This is a genomic window from Acetobacter ghanensis (assembly GCF_001499675.1).
GTDB lineage: Bacteria > Pseudomonadota > Alphaproteobacteria > Acetobacterales > Acetobacteraceae > Acetobacter > Acetobacter ghanensis.
This window is the reverse complement of the sequence record NZ_LN609302.1, coordinates 586,719-607,748: the sequence shown is the minus strand read 5'-3', so window position 1 is coordinate 607,748 and position 21,030 is coordinate 586,719. Positions and strand designations below refer to the sequence as shown.

The window sequence follows — 21,030 nt, the reverse complement described above, 5'->3', positions numbered from 1 at the left end:
ATCTGCTCCTCGAGAGAAGCAGATTTAACGGGCGTTCAAAACAAAAATTATACTAATTATTTATTTATTTTTGCTCGTGGTAATCATCACCAATATTGATTTGCCAGATTTTACTTTTATCAACCTGACCAGACACAATCTGCTCTGCTGCTTCTTTGGCTGTAAGCATTGAATGATCTTGATTGTTATAACGGTGCATGCCGTTACGACCAATCAGGAAAAGATTATCTACGGAATCCAACGCCTTACGAATGGTTCCAAAAGCTTCGTAAGACTTACCAAAGTAGCCGGGATAAGCCTTTGGTACATGGACAACAATGCTATCCAGAGCCTGATCTGCTGTAACAAGCTTGATTTTTTTCATTTCTGAAATAGCCAGCTTGATCATATCCTGATCATCAAGCTGCCACAGCTTGTCACTTTCTTTACAGAAGAACTCCAGCCCCAGCCAGACCGTTCCCGGTTTGGCAACCATATATGGGCTCCAGTTATTGAAAATCTGGACACGACCAACGTTAACGCCGGGTTCCTGAATATAAATCCAGTTATCCCCCAACTGCGAGACCAGATCGCTCTCCTTATATAGAAGCCCAACCGTAATAAAGTCACGGTACTGCAGTTCCTGCGCAATCTGGCGCATTTCCTTGGGCCAGTATGCACCAGTCGCCGCCACTAGGTCCTTAACTGGCATTGTAGAAGCCAGCGCGTCACATGGAACTGTGGATTCCTGACCGTTTTTATCTGTTACCGTCACAGAAGTAACACGGTCATTCTCAATGGTAATACCGCTTACGGTTGTTTCCATCACAATGCGGCCACCCATGGCCTCAATCTGACGCGCAACAACTTCCCACATCTGGCCCGGACCGAACTTTGGGTAAATAAATTGTTCGATCAGAGACGTCTGAACTTTTTTACTCTTATCCAGCCCCAGAGCACTTTTGCACGCATGCACAACCGCACTCAGAATGGACAAACTCTTAACCCGCTGCGCACCCCAGTCCGCACTGATTTCCGAGCAAGGAACACCCCATACTTTTTCGGTGTATTCCTTAAAGAACTGTAAATAAAGTTTGCGACCGAACCGGTTGATAAAAAAATCTTCCAGCGTCAACTCAGGCGTTATTTTCTTGATGCGCGCCCATGCGTAGCTCAGACCAAAGAGAAACGTCTTTTTCAGACCCAGCTTGCTCAAGTTCTCTGGAGTAAGTTTGAGCGGATAATCAAAGAAACGTTTGTTATAATAAATGCGGGAAAGACGGGAACGCACCAGCATGACATCGTCAGATGAAGCTGCTGCGCCATTGGGCACAACGTCACGCTGGACTGATTTGCCCTGATATTTCAGGGAAAGTGATTGGTCTTTGTCAACTTTGATCGGAAGGAAATTTTCCCACCATGACATGACCCATTCTGATTTGGAGAAAAACCGGTGCCCGCCAATATCAATCCGGTTACCATTGTGCTCTACGGTTTTGGAAATCCCACCAACCTGCGTATCGGCCTCATAAATGGTGACATTTTTTTTTGCCCGCCTTGAGCAGTTCATAAGCAAGCGTAAGGCCTGCCGGACCTGCCCCAATGACAACAATTTTCTCATCCAGATTCATAACAGCGTCTGTCTTTCCCAAATCTTCAGCCACGAAAGAGGGCTATTTTCCTAACCAAAAAGTTAAAAAGGAACGTCACCACACTTGCAAAAGCCCGAGTCAGTTCAGGTGAATACCCCATGACTGTGATACCAAGCCAGAGCAAAAATTCGCATAGGGCTAAACCACAAACGCCTATAGCAACAAAAACGAAAAATTCCGTACCTTGATGCGGTGCCATTCTGCGAGATTGAAAAACCCAAAAGATGCTCCCACAATAAGCAACGGTCGAGCCAATCAAAAATCCAATACAGGCAGCATAAACCCAGAAAATGCCCAGAAATCTAATACAAATACTAAATGCCCCAATATCCAGTCCTAAAGAAAAAACAGAGCACACAAAATAACGCAAAAATTCTTTAGTGTCTTTTTCTACTTCGTTTTCTACACTGCAAGCGCTGGAACTCATGACAAATCCAAATTTTTCATGAAAAATTCTATTTATACTGGGCGCGTGTCTCTAGCATATCCCTTGCAATAATCAAGGGTGCTTTTTTTAAATTCTGATATCATTGACTATAATATCGCCTCAGCTTCAGATGAAGCTCTGTCTCTTGCTGGTAATAAGCACATAAGCTGCTTTAAAATAACATAACAATGGCAACACCAACGAGCCTGCCCCAGCACTTTTAATATGCGCACCGCAGCCATGCATGACGCAAATCTTACCCAAAATGGCATTGCTCCATACTACAAGATTATGACGTTATTTTATTTTACTGCGTATTTATTAAGAAATATTTTATAATTTACCCAGCCTTAGCAACGTCTGCAGCGTCCAGATGTTCCTTATGAGCCATAGCTATGCGCTGCACCAACCATTCGACAAATTTACGGGACGCTTCCACCGGATCATCCCCATGATGGCATTCCTCATGCCAGTGGGCAGCTTCTGACCCCGCCAACCCCTGAGCCGCCAGCCATTGTGTGATGAGGCAGGCGTGCAAAGGATGCCTGCTGACACTTTGCCCTCCTCGGGTGGACATCCAGTGGTACGCCAGCACTCCCAGATCGCTCACCAACTCGGCTGTGTACCGGACGCTATGCGCCTTTACCCGATACGCGGCATACCACTCGGAAAAATGCTCAGGCGGCATTGGGGGAGAAATGCCATACCCTTGGCCATAACGGCATCCAAGATGATAGATGGCCTCAAGAACGTCATCGTCCTCCAGCCCTTCCACAATCACCAGTTCATGAAAATCGATCCCCATATCCAGCACGGACTTGACCATACTGAACGTCTGGAGCGGCGCTGTACGAATATTCCGCAAAAGCCCTTGATCAACCTTGATAATGTCAAACGGCAAGGAAGAAAGACGGAGCAGGTTGCTATAGCCGGAACCCAGATCATCAATAGCAATCTTGACCCCTACAGCCTTGAATTTCTGGATCGCTATATCCTGTATTGTTGGATCGATCATCTGGGTTTCCAGAAGCTCAACCGTCAACTGTTCGGGTCGGATGTTATGCCGCTGTAAAGCGCTGCCAACCCATGCCGGGCCATCCTCATTCAAGAGGTAAGTCGGAGGCATATTGATGGCGAGGTTAAGGACATGCCCTTGGTTCTGCCAACGTTCCAGAAGAGTTAGACACTCCTCAAGCCCCATATGGAACAGCCTATCCAGTTCGTTCTGCCCGAGCAGGGACAAAAAACTACCCGGCTCTATAATTGTGCCATTTGTATCCTGAATGCGGACAAGGGCTTCGAGTTCGAGCAATTCTCCGGTCCGCAGGTTCACAATAGGCTGCACATACATCCGCAACCCATCACTAAACAGCCTGTCTCTCAAATAACAGGACTGCTCTTCCGTCACGGCCGAACCTCTCTGAAAGCAGCAGCGCATCCACATCTGCTCCCAGCGATGTTGCAGGCTCCGGGCGAACTGCTGCATCCGCTGCGTTTCAAACTGATTGGGATACGCCCCAAACAGGGCCAGTACCACTGCAACCTGCTCTTCCTCCATGGAAACCGGAATGCTGATGGACGAGCAGATACCCAAGTCAGCCATTATCCCACGCCACGGTGCGGCATTCGGATCAATGGAGTATGAAGCGCAGGTTTGCTGCTGCCGTGTGCGCCACGCCAAGCCAGTGACAGAATTACCAAAAACAGACTGGGCGTTAACAACTGGCTGGCTGATTTTCTCCTTCAGCCTTTCCGTTAACTTAGCCCCTACACGGCCCCCGCTATGCTCAACGACCAGTTCCCCAGACGGATTCATACGGAACAGCAAAACGGCTTCTATACCCGGAAGGCTGCCCAACGCCTTCACGCCCTGCCCGCTTACATCTGGCCACACGCAGCCAGCAACAGGCAGGCGGGAGGACAGCAGGGAAAAGTATTTTTCCTCAACCGCCTGACCGGCTTCAAGCTGTGCGCCTTTATCGTCCTGCAAGCGCATTTCTGTGGTGAGAAGAATATGGTACCGGTCATAAGCACGAAGCAGGGCTTTATCCAGGCTATCAATCAACAACCGCCTGTAAATACTATACGCTTCACCCAAGAGGGCTGGGGAAATACCACACAACGTGTGAATGGCGCCCAGCTTGTTTGCCAGCTTCAGAATATCCTGCTGCTGCGTTTCTGCCGACAGCAAAAAGTCCAGATGGGCCGCCTGCTGATGCTTCAATTTGTCCAGTTGCTCAGGTGTCAGAACAGACAGAACTGCCTGCGCCTCACTCATTTTTCCTAGGCTATCATAAAAGCACTCAATGAAATTCTGCCGTATCCGTCCCAAAAATGCCTTGGCACGCACCAGCAGCTCTGCTGCCTCTGGCCCGTATGGATTGAACGAAACCTGCTGAACACTTTCTTCCGCCTGCATTTGCAGGGCGTTGCTCGCAAGGCACCACCAGTTCTCACGACTGGCCTTATTTTGCTTGGACAGATACATGGCCGCATCCGCACGCCGCAACAACGTATCCGGGTCTTCTCCATCAACAGGGTAAAGCGCCAGCCCCAGCGTCATGCCCACGACGGCAAACGCCCCATTTGTAATGGGAAAGGGCGTTTCCACCGCTTTATGCACATTATCCAGAATTTTTGTGGCCTGCGTCACCCGTAAAAGCGGGTCCAGATTTTCCAACACAATAACAAACTCGTCACCCCCCAGTCTGGCGACATAATCCGTGTGCCGAATGTGCTCCTGCAAGCGGCGGGCAAGCGTTTGCAAAAGGCGGTCTCCCGCCTCATGCCCATACCCATCATTCACCTGCTTGAAGTCATCCAGATCCATCATACCAACGGCCACAGAACTGCCTTGCCGCACCGCACGGGCCATGGCCTGTGGCATGTATTCCTCAAGTGCCAGACGGTTGGGGAGTCCTGTCAGTGCGTCATGCCGCGCACGCCTTGCTTCTTCATTCTGGAGTTTTTCCAGTCTTTTCTGCGCATCCAGCTTGTCCAGCGCATGGCCCAGTAGTTCCGCAACCTTTTGGCACAGTCCAATACACTGCTCATCGAACATATCTGTCCGCGCGGAGACAAAAGAAATAACAGCCCAACGCTCTCCCCCGCGCCAGATAGGAACAGCCAGTACAGCCCGCCATTGGTTGCGGGAGAGAAAATCATACCAAGGGGTATTCTGCTGTTCTCTCAGTTCGTCATTACTGTAAACAAGGGTTTGTCTGTCCCATGCCTCTACGGCCACAGGGAACTGGGGCATACTTTCGTAAAAACTGAATTTGAGGTTGGTAACACCTTGCGTCCCTACCCCCATGCAGGAGAGGACTTGCAACCTGTCGGAGTCATCCTTGCGGCCAATCCACACAGCCTGAAAAAGCGTATCGCACACCAGATCGGCGCACGTTTTATCGCACATTTCGCTTTCTGTAGCGGCCTGCAACACAGCATCCGCCGTATTCAGCAGGGCACGGTAAAGTCTCTGCACCAACTCCAGATTTGTTGCATTCCCCATAAAACGGACCAAAACCTTCCCTAACTCTGTAGCTCGCCAGCAAAAACCTTACCCTATGGTTCTGCAAGGGCCTTTGCGCTGCTTTTTATCCTTAAAATGAGCAAATTTTATATGACAATGACGCCACTATATGAATATTATATATTCCATTAAAGAATATATATCAGACAGCACGCCGCGTTGGCGCTTTAACGCCCCAATACAAGTCTGCCTAAATTTTATCGACCAGAAAATTGTGTATCAATGTGGCCGCTATAGGTTGCAACGACCACAATTGCTTTCCCCTTGGCGCCGTCTGACAACAGGGAAAAGTCGGATGCTCACCACATGCAACAAAGGAAACAGCCAGTTACTGGCTTTTTTCCTTTGGCAGTTCCATGACCTTGATGCAGCTTGCCAAAATTTTTCCGTTCAGAAAGCTGTCCCGCACCAGTCGGCGTGACACATCCGTGGATTTATGCTGCCCATCCGAACGGCGCTGGTTGTCATCAAGCACCACGTTGCCTGTTTTGGGGTCAAAATACCCAAAATCACAGAGATGCGGGTTCCTGATGTCGGCCATAATATCGAACAGATGACATTTATATTCTCCTATCCAGATCTCATTCCCTTTGCGGTTGGAGATATCCGGATAGTTAAACGTCAGACCGCGAGCATGAAAAAAGTCAAAAATCCCCCCCATCAGGCATTGGGTTGCCTTGACCTCACGGGGGTTGAATTCAAAACCATAGTAAAAGTGCTTCTGGTAGCGGATTTCGTCTGTCGGCAGGTACTTCTGGTTAAACAGTCCCATAAACTTCTGCAGGCCATTAGGGTTGGCTTTCACCTTAATGGGATCTTCATGAAAAAGCGCTGTTCCACGGTAATTGAAGAACACAGGAACAATAATATGTTTTGGGTTTTCCCACATGGGAAATCTCCTAAAGACCTAACCAAAAGTAAATAACTTCAGTTTGTTATGATTCTGTCGCCTTAGACAAGCAAAACACAATCGTACTCACGAACCAAAATTACCGGCACACAATATCAGCGAGAGAAGAGAAAACATGCAAGTAACCTTCTGAATGCACAATCGGCTTTGATACTGACCTAACGCCAGACCAAACACCACTGGCTCCATGCGTTCTCAATTACCTTCTTACGCCCTGTACGCATAGAGCATTCATCAACTACGCCAGAAGCATAGCGTCCGCTCCAGTGCACTGCCTGGCTACATACAATCACCCTGCCCCCACAAAAAGATGAGGCAAAAAGACTCTATTTTATAGGTTTTATTAAAATACTGAATGAAATGCAATTTCTCCCCGTGGTCAAATCTGCCACGGGGAGAAATACTTTATGGATGGTCGGACGGAGCAGGCTTTGCTGCATCCTGCGCAACCGCTGGCACCGGGGGAGGCTGCCGTTTATCCGCAACCTGCTCAGCGGTGACATGGTGATCACCACTCCCAAACCGGGCAGTCAGGTAATTAACCAGTTTTGCAATTTCCTCATCACTCAGACGCTGCACATCTGAATGGCTCCCAAAGGACGGCATATTTACATGACCGGACGGTGTATTGCGGTCCACGCCCTCCAGAATGGTCATAATCAGGTTATCCGGACGCCCCGACCCAACGACCGAGTTGGTATATAGCGAAGGAACATACTGGTCTGCCGTGCCTGCTCCATTCGGCCCATGGCAGGCCGCGCAGTTTGCATCGTACAGTTCTGCCCCGCTCAACGTATTCAGATCATCCACCCGGTGTACAATACCGGACCGCAGGTCTGGCTCGGACACGGCCTTACCAAAACTATCCCGCGCCTGAGGTTCAGCGGCATCATCATGCACCGGCACCTGTTTGATGAAAGCCGCCAGAGCGTGCAGGTCCTCATCTGTCAGATGGCTGGTGCTATGCTCTACAGCCTCTCCCATAGGACCAGCGGCCTGACTGCGCCCTTTGGCATGACCTGTTTTGAGATAAGCGACCAGATCATCTTCACTCCAGTCCCCTATCCCCGCTGTGTTGCTTGGGGTGATATTGGGCGCAAACCAGCCATTAAGCTGACTACCAGCCAGATACTGGTCCTGCTGCTCAACAAGCATGAAGTTGCGTGGCGTATGGCAGGTGCCGCAATGCTCCAGCGCCGTTGCCAGATAATGGCCCCGGCGCAGCTTGTCGTATGCTGAGGAATCCCCAGTTTCGGGCGTTTCACTCTCTGCCAGCATGTTCCACGCCATCATGGACATGCGGATGTTCCCCGGAAAAGCCATCTGCGTTTCAGGCGGTTTCTCGGCCACAGGCTGCACACCGTGCATGAACCACGTGTACAGGGCCTTAACATCCTGATCCGTCAGCCCGGCGTAGGAAACATACGGCATGACAGGATAAAGATAGGCGCCATCCTTGCGCACGCCACGGCGCAGAGCTTTTTCAAAATCTTCCAGCGTGTACGCGCCAATACCACTTTGAGGATCTGGCGTAATGTTGGTGGACACCACAGCCCCCTTGGGGGTGGCAATTTCCAGCCCTCCGGCAAACGGCTTACCGCCCGGACGGGTATGGCAGGCAACGCAGTCCCCCGCAGTGGCCAGATAGGCACCACGTTCCATAAGAGCCTGATCATCATCCGCTGCTGCGTAGGCCGGAGCACCATACAGCCCACCCATGACCGCGCCCCCGAAGAGGACAGACCAGAAAATATTTTTGATATCAGCCATGAAGAAGTTCTTTTTTCAACGTATCGGCAACACGCAACGCAATGGCGGCCACCGTCAGGGTGATATTCCCCGTTCCCACAGTCGAAAAGACAGATGAACTGGCAATAAACAGGTTTTCATGGTCATGCGTGCGGCAATGGCCATCCACCACGGAATCCTTGGGATCCACCCCCATAATAGTGCTGCCTGCGGGATGGTCCTGCGGGAAGTAACCCGGCGTCCATTCCTCGTCCGTTCCATGCATCAGATGGATGAGCTGCTTGAACACGCTGCGTGTGTGGTCGCAGCTCCGCACGGTGTACTGTGGCAGTTTGTAATAGACTTCAGGGTGCGGAATACCCAGTACGTCTTTTTCCGTTTTGCTTAGAGTCAAGCGGTTTTCGGGGTCGGGCAGAGCCTCATTGTGGCTGAACAGCCGCACCGTATGGGACGCCAGATAACGGATCTGCTCTTCCAGCTCCCGGCCAACATACCCCTTGGCAATGGCAAGCTGTGTTGCAAAATCCACCTGATTATCGTCCACCATGTGCACAAGGTAGGCACCGCGCTCGTTACGCCAGTCACCATCCCTGAAATTGTCGATTACATTGGTTTCCAGCGGCCCACGCCCCGGCCAGAGCGCCTTGTCCCCGCTAATAAATGTAACCTGCACCCCTGTATGGTCCATCATGTTCCGGCCGACATGGCCGGAGCTGTTGGCAACCCCATCGGGGCTCTGCTCATCAGCCGAGAGCAGCATAAGTTTGGCGGTTTCAATGCAATGTGCGGCAATTACAAAGTATTTGCCGGTTACACGGTGTGACCCTTTATCCGGGTCATAGTAGTGTACTGCCGTGACCTTTTTGTTCGCGGCATCCCGCTCAATTTTGTAAACAACAGCATTGGGAATAAACTTCGCCCCGGCGGCCTCTGCGTGGTACACGGAATAGCTGCCGTTATACATCGCCCCAATCGGGCAGATGGGCATGCAGTTATTATGTCCTTCGCACGTTGGCCGCCCATCATACGGCCGCGTATTACGGGCCTGCGGTTCGTGCACGATGCGCCACGGCGTTTTTTCCGCAATAAGCTTGCGGAACTCCTGCCCGGCGTAAGAAAGAGGCAAGGCCTCCATTGGGTAGGGCTGCTTACGCGGAGACCCAAGGTCTTCCACGCTCGGGTCTGGGCCACAGACCCCCATCATGACCTCTGCCTGATAATAAAACGGCTCCAGATCATCATAGGTCAAAGCCCAGTCGCGCCCTTGCCCGTACCGGCTTTTCAATTCAAAATCAGATGGCAGGTAACGCCACGCACATCCGGCCCAGTGCCATGTTGTGCCCCCCAGAACCCGCAGATAGGCCTGCTGGTATGCCTCTGCATCCGGGCCGGTTGTATGCAGGTATTTGTTGGGTGACATCTGGTTAGGCGGATGCGGTGCCCAAGGCGTGCTGGGGAACGGCCCCTGATACGCGGGCTTATTCTCCAGATTACGAAAATTCTCTACAAAATGCTGGCGGTCCACACGGGGGCCAGCTTCGAGAACAATAACGGATATTCCAGCGCGCACCAGTTCGTTGGCAATGGAACTCCCGGCTACGCCGGACCCGACGATAACAACATCGGCGGAAAGATTCTGGTCAGAAGACATAGGTTTGGACTGCTTCAGTTCTTCAGGTGGGTTCCACAACGAATGGCGAAGGCGACAGAGCGGGCAGGCCGGTCGGACGCGCAACTTCGGGAGGCTTGGATGTCCAGTAGAACGGACCGCCCGCAGCATAAGTCTTGGGGTAGATCGCATCCTTGGTGATGTCGAACATCAAGGCGGTGCGATACACAACAACCTTGCCACCTGCCACACCCCGGTACCAACCGACCATGATGTCATGAATAGCGTCTTTTAAAGACTTATCCGCCTTCTCCGCCGCTTTGGCCAACTCGGAGGCGGTAATCAGCCGATGTTTGTTCTTCAGGTCATAAAGGGCGGCAATCTGGGCCTTACGCTCGGCAGAAGCCTGCACAATACCAGCATACAGGGCCGCACCCACGGCGGAATCCAGTTCGGTCCGGTCCGTAAGGCAGTGGGAAATATCCATAAACCGGGCAATATCCGGGTCAACAGCATCCGGGGCCGCTGTGGTGGGGACCGGTGCCGGAGCCGCTCCTGCTACCCCCCAAGCCGCCAGCGCCCCAATGCCCGAGAGCAATACATCGCGACGCAACAGCCGCATTGACTGGTTCATCCTGATCGCATTGGGCGATGCACGCCACGAGCCAGCAAACAAACAACGTCTCTCTTGCGTCACAAAAACTCACTCCAAAATCGTCACAACCCGAACCGGGAACAGAATATCCCACACATCATTGCGACAACCGAACAGACTGCTTCTTGCCTTCATAAACCAAAGTCAAAGCCCGGAGAGGTGATAAAGTGGAATAACTCCCCTGAAAGCATAACAGAACCTTGAAAAAATAGCCGACATTGCCTGATTATGGCCCTCTAGGGCTAAAATACTCTGGCAAATTGCAGACATTGGTGTGTTGATATTTTTACCCATACAGGCAAGGATAGACCGTTATTCCGGAATTTTCTTTGTGAATAACAGAGTCAGGTTCTCTTCCGCCGCGACAATGCGCGGATTTTCACCGATAATACAGATGCCCCCACACGAACACTGTGGTGTAGCGCGCTCTAAAACCGGAACGTGACTCGGCCATGCGCCCCGCTGCTTACAGATGCAGAACCGTACTGGCCCAAATAGGACAGACCAATATCCACCCGGTCCGTCAGCTTCGCGCTGAACCCCGCCTCCAGAACAGCAGCGTCCCGACTAAGCGATATGCCCGCAACATCCATGCCATAAGCACCAGACGTTGAGGCAAAAGCCTCGTGCGCAGTGGCTGTTGTCAGCCCGAAAGCATGGCGATAACCCAGCATCCCGTGCGGGGTAACCTGCACGCCATACACATGGAACGGAGCAGAGACACGCACCCCAAACGTGGCAAACGTCACCCCGGTATCAACCGCATGTCCACGCAAAGCCGCAGCGCCACCGTGTTCCTTGAAATGATCTGTCTGCTGGTTGACGTACGCCACATTCCCAAACGGCTCAAACACAGCCCTGCGCAGGTGCACCCGATAACCCAGTTCACCAAAACCCTGTGCCGTACCACCATTGTAGTGGCTCGATAACGTGTTACGAAATCCGGGGAACGCAACAGTGCGGGACAAGGCCAGCATGTTCCATGTGTAACTGGCCCCCAGATTGAGGCTTAGCCCGCCCCAATGGGCACCCACATATCCACCTACGGTTATATTGTTACTCTGGCCGGAGGAATTCCGCCCACCATCGGTCATCATGGACCGGCCATAACTGACCAGACCACCAGCACGCCACCGCCCGGTCTCTCCCAAAGGCGTATCCGCCCCCATAATAAAGCCTGCCGTAGAATGGTGCAGGCTTGCGGCATTGCCATCCCCAGTATTGTGGCCAAGGCCACCAAACGCCTCTCCCCACAGCACGACGTTGTTATGGCCACAGCCGCCCCCATCCACTACATGGCCGTGTTGGACCTGCGCGGTGTGTAAACCATTATCCGTCGCCCAATCATCGCAGAATGCAGCTGCCAGCCGGTCAGACACAGCTTGCCGCACGTAAAAGGCATCCTGCAAAAGGACCGTCCGAGCAGAGGCATGAATTTCGCCCGATAACGCATCCAGCGCGGTATGGACCGAACGCACATCCGGCAGTTGCACAACAGCCTGAGAAACGGCACTGGACGCCGCCACCCCTTGCAACCCATACCCTGCCGCCTGCTGGTTACGGGTCTGGCCGACCGAAGCAAAGGAAACAGCATTTCTCACCAGTTGCAGGTCCACTGTATCCGCCGTGTAAAACAGGGTTGGGGTTAAAAAGGGATAGACACCGGTTTGCGCAAAGCTCACCGCATCATAACGGCCATTTACCCCTCCGTTTGCGGAGACAAGCGTGTATTGGCTGCCGTACTGCAATCCCTGCGCGGACAAAAGCCGCACATTCCCACCTGTCAACGTTGCCGCCCCGGTGACCTCAACCTGGTCCTGCGTTGTGGACAGGCGATTGACCAACAAAGTGGAGCCGCGCTCCATATTCAGGTCCCCTGTAATGGTCAGGGGAGCACTGGCGTTGTTCCCGCCGGGCAAGAGGTTGGCGCCAGAATGCACGGTTGTGCTGCCTACACTCCCCTGCCCGGCCAGTGTCGCTCCGCTTTCCACAGCAACCGGGCTGACCAGACCGCCATCCACTTGCAACATTCCGGCCTGCACATCCGTACCTCCCGTGTAGGTACTCTGCCCCGTTAACACGGTTGCCCCGCCAGAGAGTATCAAAGACCCAGAACCGGAAATGACACCTCCGTATATATTCCCAAAGGTGCTGTTCCCATCAGTAATATTCAGCGTATTATTGCCTAATATGACCCCACCATTCCCATCCATGCTTCTGATGGAAACGGCGTTACCTCCCGTTACATCGGCTATATCGAACTGACCATTGTTATGCACGCCAGGCGTCTGACTGATAGAACCGGAACCGGAAAGTTGTAGCGTACCAGACTGAATATCCGTATTGCCCGTATAGGTATCAGCCCCGGAAAGGGTCAGAGTGCCGTCTCCTGCCTTGGTCAATCCGCCATTGCCAGACAGGGTGCCTGACAAAAGGGCTGTTCTGCCATTTGTATCAAACGTGGACTGCACACCACCATCCAGCTGCATATCCATGCCTGTGTTCAGGCCAGAATTAATAAGCTTGATGACACCGCCGGATAAAATAAAATCCGATTGCCCTCCGGCCCCCTCCTGATCAAGCAAGGCGCTGACAGTCTGGCCATTGGAGACTGTATCCCCCAACTCCAGCGTACCGCCTGACTGGAGAATAAGCTGGCCAACCCCATCCGTAACGTCACCACCAAAAAAAATCTGGCCGTTCACAACCAACTGTCCACCATTGCTGATGCGCGTTGTGCCGCTCCCACCTGCGCCCCCAGACCCGCCATTGACGTAATACTGTTCCTCCGCACGCAGCAGGGAATTGGCGCCATCCACGGTAACAGTGCCCACGCCCGTTCCATAAAGACCAGCACCCACAAGATTCGCTATAATTGTGCCGCCGTTGGTAACATTAATGGCGCCATACGTTTTTTGGTCCGTGTTGTAGTCGGGGCTGGTCCTGTTCGTGTTATCGCCGGTTCCGGCCACCAGCAGCCCCCCGGCCAATGCTGTAAGCGTTGACCCCGCGCCAGAAACATTCACAACGCCATTGCCACCACTCCACCCCGCTTGCAAAACAGCCGCGTTGGCCACCATGTGCCCACCATCCTGAATAGAAAGAGTGCTGGTGCCGGGTAATTTGTAACCAATAAAAATCTGATTTTTCGATACAAGCGCTGCATCAGGCCCGGTTACGTTAAGCGTTGCACCACCATCCACACATAATGGAGAAATGATAAACCCATTGGTGCAGCCTCCGCTTGTACCAAGAAAGTTTTCCGAACCACTCACAGAATATGTGGCATCTGATCCGACAAGGTACAAAGCGCCATCTGCATAAGCTCCATAAGCCACTACACTATTGGCGATAAATATAACCCCACAACAATAGGCCAGAAATGCCGTCAACCGTGCCTTTACAAACAAAAATAGTACAAATTTTGTCCTGTTTTTATTTGCAAAACGGTCAGCAGCATCAAAGGCCATACGCCTGTTCCTTATCGCATCAGGTAAAGTGGTCATGAATTGCGATAATTTTAACCACACCCAAAACGATAACGAGCGTTAAAAAAACGATTATTGTGGGAAATTATTGATAATAATCGTCATTGTTTGGAATTATTTTTACTATTGTTAGTGTTTATTGTTTGTTATTTATTTACACAGGTCATTTTGTTGTTGTTTTTTAAACAAATCCGCGACCTCTATCCGCGCTCAACCGCTCCACAGAGCAGTGCCTTGCTCTCTCTGGCAAACCTTGCATTGATCAGACCGCAACCTACACCCATCTGGAAGTGCAGCCATGCAACACAAACGCTTTCCACCCGGAACACTCTGACTACATCAGAGAACGGAAAACACCAGAAAGGACGCTCCCCCTGCTACATCATCTGGATACATTGCTGCAGCATTACGGTTACGGCATCGTAACCCTGCTTGTCCTGATGGAAAGCATGGGCCTGCCGGTTCCCGCCGAGACCTGCATCATCACCGCGTCCCTGTACTGCCTCAAGACGCACCATCTGGCCATTCAGGGGGTTGCTCTTGCTGCTATTGCCGGCGCTATCATTGGAGATAACTTTGGTTATCTGATCGGACGGCATTTTGGGCTGCCACTCCTGCAAAAACACGGGGCCAAGGTCGGCCTAACCCCGGATCGGCTGGTTCTGGGGCAATATCTGTTCCGCCATCATGGGAGCGCCATTGTTTTCTTCGGGCGGTTTGTGTCTGTCCTGCGCGTTTTTGTGGCGCTGCTGGCTGGAGCCTGTAACATGCACTGGAAGCGTTTCATGCTTTTCAATGCGCTCGGGGGGTCATGCTGGGCTGGTGGTTACGCAATGGGCACTTACCTGCTTGGCCGCAAAATATCCGAAGTTTCGGGCCCAACCGGGATTGCCATTGGCGTGCTGACCGTGATCGGACTGGTTGGCTCCGGCATCTTCCTGCGTAAAAACGAAAAACACCTGACCCAACTGGCTCTGGCGGAACAGAGAAACCTCTCCACTCCACATTAAAACCACGGCAACACACGTGGCAGGTTGGAACACCTGCCACCGCCCAAAGAATGCACTGATAATATTGCGAAACGCACCCGTTTCGTTTACTTATGTTCCCGGCATTTAACACGGTCGTCATGACAGCAGGGGTTTACCGGCATGAGGATAGCGCAACATGAACAAAAGCAACTGCAAAACCCCCAAATGCCCCCTGTACGGTAGTCCATAACGTGCTGCACGTTCCCCCCATACATAGCCAGAGTTACGTTGGCGCCCTGCGCCCGTATCATTCCCACAGTCTTACGGCAGAAGCATCCTCCGCACTGGAGCAGGTCGGCACGGACCTGCAAAAACCCGCAAAAAGTGTGGTGTTTCGACAGGGAGAAAGTGCAGACTTCATTTACTTCGTTCAATCTGGCGCGCTCAGGCTGGATTATCAGATTGAAGATGGTCGTAACCTTGTGCTCGACTTCTTATGGCCTGACAGATTTTTCGGCATTATGGAGACCGAAGTTTACGCGTGGTCGGCCGTTACGCTGGTGGACGTCCATTTAAAACGCTTCCGCCGTAATGCCATGCTGGCTCTGGCTCAGGATTACCCAAGCATATCAACCCTGCTACTCCAGCAGAAAACAGCCTCTCTAATGGCGGCCAAAAACCATATCATCCTCATGTCGTACCCAACCGCCACCAGCAAACTGATTGGTTTTCTGCTGGCATACAGCAAACAGCAGGACTACTTCGACCCCATTGCCCAAGTGCTGACACTGATTATGAGCCGAAAGGATATTGCGGACTATCTGGGTATGACGTTTGAAACAACAAGTAGAATATTCAGATATCTGGAAACCGAGAACTACATCAAAAAAATTAATCACCGCCAGATACAACTCAACATCAAAAAGCTGGAAAGCGCATAACACGTCCATTTACAGTTACAATGATGACCAACAGGAAACAGCAGAACCAAGGGTTGCCTGCCCCCCAATATCTGCCGCTGTATGGATGGGTCGCCAAATTGGCATATCTATACCCGGTCATTTCCCGTTAAATCACTCCTCCGTTACTGGTAAGGCGCTCACAGTATGTTCGCCTCTCACCGGCACGCGAGGATCGGTCAGGGTGAAAAAGCAGTATTTTCCGCATAACCATAGGCAGGAGCTTTGGTGTTTTGGGCTGTCGTTCGCCATAACCTGCATGGCGTGCCTGCCTGAACCCGCCCATGCGGACAACAGCGCCGAAATTGCACAACTCCGCAGCATGGTTCTGCAACTTCAGGCACAGGTTCGCGACCTGCAAAAAAGTCAGAAGGTCGCCCATGCCATCCCGCATCATGCAACCGGTAATGTACAAAACCCCGCAGCCAAATATGGCCCCGGCTTACAGGCCTCTGACAAAACCGTGCCTCATGCCGCCACCTCCAGCCTTCCCCATCTGACCGGCCATCCGGAAGAAGAGCTGGCAGGCCCAGTCCGCATCAACGACCAGCCGGTAGAGCCGTTTTCTGTCGATCCTGCTCCGGCGAACGTAGCGGAGGACATGCAAAGCGTCAAAAGCATCAATCTGTCCTCCTCCAGCCCCACTGCACTAACCCAAACGGAAGTGGACAGCCTGCCCCCCATTTTTAAAATCGGTTCGGTCTCGGTCAAACTGGGCGGCTTTGTGGATATGTCCAACATCTATCGGGACAAGAACCTGACTGCCGGCCCTGCTACTCCGTGGGGGTCCTTCCCTTATTCCGGCAACCCCAACGCACATGCCTCGGAATACCGCCCTACAGCCCAGCTCAGCCGCTTTAGTATGCTGATTGAAGGGAAGCCAGCTAAAGGCGTAACGGTTGAAGCCTATGTGGAGGGGGACTTTGGTGGGTCTGGCAGCAACTCCAACGCTGTGCAGACCAACAGTTATGTTCCCAGAATGCGGCAGGCTTACCTTGCTGCGGATGACCGAGACCTCGGTCTGCACTTTCTGGCTGGGCAGGCCTGGAGCCTGACAACAGGCTACACCAACACGCTGCTCCGCAGGCACGAGCAGTTGCCTCCGGTTGTAGATAGCAACCTCATCCCCGGTGTTATTTTCACACGTGTTCCACAGGTCCGCGTCATCAAGGATTTCCACCGCAAATGGTGGCTTGGCCTCTCTGTAGAAACACCACAGGCGACACTCGGGTTTGACGATTCAACGCTGGATTCCGGCGGCAACATCCCCGCGGCCATGGGCCAAACATCTGGCCCACACGTTATTTACAACAGCACAGGCACCGGGATGCTGGACCCGGAGGCCCATTACAGCCTTGATGTTGCCCCGGACATTGTTCTGAAAGGTGCTGTAGATACATCCGTTGGCCATTTCGAACTGTACGGTCTGGCACGGTGGTTCCGCACTATTGTGGTGAATGGTGGAAGTTCTGGTGGTCTTGGTGGTCAGGCCCGTTCCCGCGTAGCATTTGGCGGGGGTGTTGGAGGGTCCATGGCCGTGCCTTTGCTCTCTGGCAAAATGCAGCTTGTGGGGGATGTGCTTGCAGGCAAAGGGATTGGGCGATATGGCCCCAGCCAGCTGCCAGACATGACATTCCGCAGTTCCGGCGCACCAGCCCCTTTGCGGGAAATTATTGGTTCACTCGGTCTGATCGGTCACCCAACAGATAACCTGCTCCTGTACACCTACGGTGGGGTCGAGGCTGCCCACCGCACGGTTTATGAAGGTGCGGATGGCAGTTATTACGGCTACGGGTCACCCAACGCCAACCTTTCGGGCTGTGCAATTATGATGGGCACCTGCAATGCCGAGACGCAATCTCTGGCATCCTACACAATGGGGGGCTGGTGGCATCTGCTGGACGGGCATTACGGGAGTGTTATGGCGGGTTTGCAATACACTTATGTACGCAAGTTCGCTTTCCGCGGAGTTGATAATTCCGGCAATGTTTCTCGCCCCACCGCAAACGGCAACACGGTTTTTGTCACTTTCCGGTATTACCCCTTCCAGAACTGAACATTGGGTCACAGCAAGACCGCACCAGCCTGAAGGGCTGTTTTTACACATTCCGCGCAATAAAAAACCGTAAGGGAAAAGCGATTATGCCTTTCCCTTACGGCTAAATTTTTAAACCTGTCACTTATGCTTTTTGTAAAATATCAATCCAACCGGACGGGTGGACGAATAAAGGTTTCAATTTTATCTGCAAGAATGGAAGCCAATCCACGCAACCATCCGTAAAGTTCCACCTGATGCTTCCTGTAAAGCATGATGTGGCCAATGCGCGCGGAAAGTCCGTGCATAAACCCGCCACCCAGAACCCGGCCGCCCGGCAATGCGGCCCAGCCATTATAATTCCCCAACGCAACAATAGCGCCTTTATTGTGGAAAATGCAGGATGGCACTTCCGTCCCATGTTCAATCCATGCAGGAAGATGCTTGGCAAGATGAATGGCCTGCTGGCGGGCAACCTGCGCCGTAGCAGGCAAAGGATCATCCACAATAAAAGAGCAGTCTCCCATTGCAAAAATCCGATCATCATCGACTGAACACAGGTTTGTTTTAACCTGAATCTGACCAGACTTGTTAAGTGAAAGCCCACCATATGCACGGGTTACTTCCGGCGCTTTAACACCCGCTGCCCACACACGCAGCGTAGCGGGCACATGCGTACCATCCTTAAGAATAAAACCAGTCTGATCCGCTCCGGCCACGCGGGCCGATGTGCGCACATTTACACCAATACGCTCAAGTTCCTGCTGTGCTGCTGCTGACACGGATTCAGGAAAAGCCGGAAGAATACGGGCACCAGACTGAAGCAGAGTGATGCTGAGCTTAGGGGGTTCCTTACCAAAAGCATGCAAACTCACCGGGTCCACAATTTCTAGCGACTTGTGCAGTTCCGCCGCAAGCTGGGTGCCGGTAGCCCCCCCACCCACAATGGCGATGTCCAGTTTGGAAGTCTTGGCAAATGCTTTGAGCAGTTCCATACGGAACTTTTCGTTAAAAGCATTGGCTTCTACAAGGTTGTCAATAAACAGGCAGTTTTCCTTAACCCCGGGCGTACCAAAATCATTGGCACAGCTTCCTACCGACAGCACAATGGCATCATACGTTAATGTGCGGCTTTCAAGCACAGTCGTACCATCGGAAGCATGAAATGGGCTTAAGGTCACTTCCCGCTTGCCCCGGTCGAGAGAGACCACCTCACCCGGCCAGAATTCAAAATGATTCCCACTTGCCTGAGACATAAAACTAATACGGTCATTCTCGTTCATGACTGTACCTGCCGCAAAACAATGCAGCATTGGTTTCCAGACGTGGCAGAAGCTCTTATCCACCAGAGTAATACGGGCCTTACCCTGTTTGCCAAGAGTTTTACCAAGACGCGTTGCAAGAGCCAGTCCGGCCACACCACCGCCAACAATGAGAATTTCAGACCTGGACGCCATCAGTTTGACAAGCCTCTTTAAAAAATATGCAGGATGGAAGAGCCGGTACGGCAGTTTTTCCGCGTAGGAAGCACAGAGATTTATTTTGAACGGGGAATTTTTATCGGATACTTTCCTAGAAAAGCATCAAGTATAGATAGTCAGTTTTTAAAGTTCCGGCGGAAGTTTCCTCCCGCCGGATTCCGCCTTTTAGAACGGTGCGTCAATATCAACCGTATTGATCAGCTTGTGGTTCACAAATTCCTTGATCCCAAGCCCAATCAGTTCACGCCCATAACCGGAGCGCGCAATACCACCAAACGGCAGGTCAGCTTTTGGCACCAGCGGATGGTTGATGAACACCATGCCCGTGCGGATGCGTGCTGCAACGCGTGCACCACGTGCTTCATCACGCGTAAAGACAGAACCACCCAGACCATAGGGCGAATCGTTAGCGATACGCACGGCATCGTCTTCGTCCTTCGCACGGTAAAGCTGTGTGACAGGACCAAAGAATTCCCAATGACGGGCTTCGTTGTTTTCATCCAGACCGGTCATCAGCAGCGGCTGGAAGAAGGCCCCTTTACCCGGCACAGGCGCACCAATAACTTCCACCTTGGCGCCGTGTTTGATGGCCCGCGTGACCTGGTCATGCAGATCGTCCTTGGCACCCTGAGACGAAAGAGGAGCAAGCGTGGTGGACGGGTCCATCGGGTCGCCAGCCTTCAGTTCGGCAACACCCTTTTTGTACAGTTCCAGGAAGCGGTCATAAATTGCGTCAGCCACAATCAGACGCTTGGCAGATACGCAAACCTGACCAGCATTCCAGTGACGGCCCAGAACAGCCCACTTAACTGCTTTTTCTACATCGGCATCATCCAGCACGATAAAGGCATCTGCCCCACCCAGTTCCATGGTGGCTTTTTTCAGCGCCTTACCAGCCGTGCCAGCAATAATAACCCCAGCACCTTCAGACCCGGTCAGAGCCACACCGCAAACACGCGGGTCGTTCAGGATCATGGCTGTGTGCGGGCGAGCAGCATACAGGTTGCGGAAAAGGCCTTTGGGCAGACCGGCTTCTTCCATCAGGCTCTGGCAGGCGGCAGCACACTGCGGCAGATTGGAAGCATGTTTGAGCAGCACAGCGTTACCGGCAGAAAGCTGAGGCGCAATAATGCGGACGACCTGATAGAAGGGGAAGTTCCACGGCTCAATGGCCAGCACAATGCCCAGGGGCTCATGCACCAGAACTGCCTTGCCTTCTGACGGATCTGCAACTGGCAGCGCTTCAGGCTTAAGCAGTTCTTCCGCATACTTTGCGTAATATTCAAAAATTTCCGCAGAAAGAATGACTTCTTTTTTGGATTCTTCAAACAGCTTGCCCATTTCGATGGTGCCAAGCTTGGCATACTTGTCCACATCGCGGCGCAGAATAGCTGCCGCAGCATTCATAATGCGTGCACGCTCCGCGAAGGATGTTTCGCGCCAGCTTTCATAAGCCGCATGGGCTTCCGTCAATGCGGTCTGGACTTCTGCATCCGTTGCATCGGGGAAAGTGGCAAGAACTTCACCCGTATAAGGGTTTGTTGTCGCGTAGGCCATTTTTACCTCACAAGTGTTAAAGGTAG

Annotated in this window: 14 protein-coding genes; 3 read left to right on the top strand and 11 right to left on the bottom strand. The window is 52.3% G+C overall.

Annotated elements, in window-relative coordinates:
* Positions 1-64: 64 nt before the first annotated feature.
* From AGA_RS02870 to AGA_RS02835, 9 genes are all read right to left on the bottom strand, one after another.
* A complete protein-coding gene (locus AGA_RS02870) occupies positions 65-1,549 on the bottom strand; it encodes an NAD(P)/FAD-dependent oxidoreductase (protein ID WP_083503521.1) in 1,485 nt (494 codons plus the stop codon).
* Entirely contained in the window at positions 1,506-1,610 is a 105-nt protein-coding gene (locus AGA_RS14430; protein ID WP_373319892.1) for an FAD-dependent monooxygenase, read from the bottom strand. The genes AGA_RS02870 and AGA_RS14430 overlap by 44 nt, the downstream gene beginning before the upstream one ends.
* Positions 1,611-1,635: 25 nt before the next feature.
* Positions 1,636-2,058: a GtrA family protein gene (locus AGA_RS02865; RefSeq protein WP_059022946.1), complete on the bottom strand. Its 423-nt coding sequence runs from the start codon at positions 2,056-2,058 to the stop codon at positions 1,636-1,638.
* Positions 2,059-2,398: 340 nt separating this feature from the next.
* Positions 2,399-5,569 carry an EAL domain-containing protein gene (locus AGA_RS02860; RefSeq protein ID WP_059022945.1) on the bottom strand — a complete coding sequence of 1,057 codons (3,171 nt, stop codon included), beginning with the start codon at positions 5,567-5,569 and terminating at the stop codon, positions 2,399-2,401.
* Positions 5,570-5,918: 349 nt separating this feature from the next.
* Entirely contained in the window at positions 5,919-6,479 is a 561-nt protein-coding gene (locus tag AGA_RS02855; RefSeq protein ID WP_059022944.1) for a hypothetical protein, read from the bottom strand.
* Positions 6,480-6,905: 426 nt separating this feature from the next.
* Positions 6,906-8,270 carry a cytochrome c gene (locus AGA_RS02850; protein ID WP_083503520.1) on the bottom strand — a complete coding sequence of 455 codons (1,365 nt, stop codon included), beginning with the start codon at positions 8,268-8,270 and terminating at the stop codon, positions 6,906-6,908.
* Positions 8,263-9,900: a GMC family oxidoreductase gene (locus AGA_RS02845; protein WP_059022943.1), complete on the bottom strand. Its 1,638-nt coding sequence runs from the start codon at positions 9,898-9,900 to the stop codon at positions 8,263-8,265. The genes AGA_RS02850 and AGA_RS02845 overlap by 8 nt, the downstream gene beginning before the upstream one ends.
* A gap of 22 nt (positions 9,901-9,922) precedes the next feature.
* A complete protein-coding gene (locus AGA_RS02840) occupies positions 9,923-10,555 on the bottom strand; it encodes a sorbitol dehydrogenase family protein (RefSeq protein WP_231945933.1) in 633 nt (210 codons plus the stop codon).
* Between the two features lie 386 nt (positions 10,556-10,941).
* Positions 10,942-13,983: an autotransporter outer membrane beta-barrel domain-containing protein gene (locus tag AGA_RS02835; protein WP_059022942.1), complete on the bottom strand. Its 3,042-nt coding sequence runs from the start codon at positions 13,981-13,983 to the stop codon at positions 10,942-10,944.
* Between the two features lie 413 nt (positions 13,984-14,396).
* Here AGA_RS02835 and AGA_RS02830 point away from each other — a divergent pair, with 413 nt between their 5' ends.
* From AGA_RS02830 to AGA_RS02820, 3 genes are all read left to right on the top strand, one after another.
* Positions 14,397-15,011, top strand: a complete 615-nt coding sequence (locus AGA_RS02830; RefSeq protein ID WP_231945932.1) for a DedA family protein — start codon at positions 14,397-14,399, stop codon at positions 15,009-15,011.
* 212 nt (positions 15,012-15,223) lie between these two features.
* Positions 15,224-15,913: a Crp/Fnr family transcriptional regulator gene (locus AGA_RS02825; protein WP_059022941.1), complete on the top strand. Its 690-nt coding sequence runs from the start codon at positions 15,224-15,226 to the stop codon at positions 15,911-15,913.
* 277 nt (positions 15,914-16,190) lie between these two features.
* On the top strand, positions 16,191-17,987 hold the full coding sequence (locus AGA_RS02820; RefSeq protein ID WP_059024609.1) for a hypothetical protein: 1,797 nt from the start codon (positions 16,191-16,193) through the stop codon (positions 17,985-17,987).
* Between the two features lie 143 nt (positions 17,988-18,130).
* Here AGA_RS02820 and AGA_RS02815 read toward each other — a convergent pair whose 3' ends face one another.
* The gene (locus AGA_RS02815; protein ID WP_059022940.1) at positions 18,131-19,423 is read right to left on the bottom strand and encodes an NAD(P)/FAD-dependent oxidoreductase; all 1,293 of its coding nucleotides are present in this window, start codon (positions 19,421-19,423) and stop codon (positions 18,131-18,133) included.
* A 189-nt stretch (positions 19,424-19,612) separates the two neighbouring features.
* Positions 19,613-21,004, bottom strand: coding sequence for an NAD-dependent succinate-semialdehyde dehydrogenase (locus AGA_RS02810; protein WP_059022939.1), 1,392 nt, complete (start codon positions 21,002-21,004; stop codon positions 19,613-19,615).
* Between the last annotated feature and the right edge of the window lie 26 nt (positions 21,005-21,030).

Bases quoted from the DNA above. Each gene is read 5' to 3' on its own strand.
- AGA_RS02870 (WP_083503521.1), bottom strand. From the start codon at position 1,549: ATGAACTGCTCAAGGCGGGCAAAAAAAAATGTCACCATTTATGAGGCC.
- AGA_RS14430 (WP_373319892.1), bottom strand. From the start codon at position 1,610: ATGAATCTGGATGAGAAAATTGTTGTCATTGGGGCAGGTCCGGCAGGC.
- AGA_RS02865 (WP_059022946.1), bottom strand. From the start codon at position 2,058: ATGAGTTCCAGCGCTTGCAGTGTAGAAAACGAAGTAGAAAAAGACACT.
- AGA_RS02860 (WP_059022945.1), bottom strand. From the start codon at position 5,569: ATGGGGAATGCAACAAATCTGGAGTTGGTGCAGAGACTTTACCGTGCC.
- AGA_RS02855 (WP_059022944.1), bottom strand. From the start codon at position 6,479: ATGTGGGAAAACCCAAAACATATTATTGTTCCTGTGTTCTTCAATTAC.
- AGA_RS02850 (WP_083503520.1), bottom strand. From the start codon at position 8,270: ATGGCTGATATCAAAAATATTTTCTGGTCTGTCCTCTTCGGGGGCGCG.
- AGA_RS02845 (WP_059022943.1), bottom strand. From the start codon at position 9,900: ATGTCTTCTGACCAGAATCTTTCCGCCGATGTTGTTATCGTCGGGTCC.
- AGA_RS02835 (WP_059022942.1), bottom strand. From the start codon at position 13,983: ATGGCCTTTGATGCTGCTGACCGTTTTGCAAATAAAAACAGGACAAAA.
- AGA_RS02820 (WP_059024609.1), top strand. From the start codon at position 16,191: ATGGCGTGCCTGCCTGAACCCGCCCATGCGGACAACAGCGCCGAAATT.
- AGA_RS02815 (WP_059022940.1), bottom strand. From the start codon at position 19,423: ATGGCGTCCAGGTCTGAAATTCTCATTGTTGGCGGTGGTGTGGCCGGA.
- AGA_RS02810 (WP_059022939.1), bottom strand. From the start codon at position 21,004: ATGGCCTACGCGACAACAAACCCTTATACGGGTGAAGTTCTTGCCACT.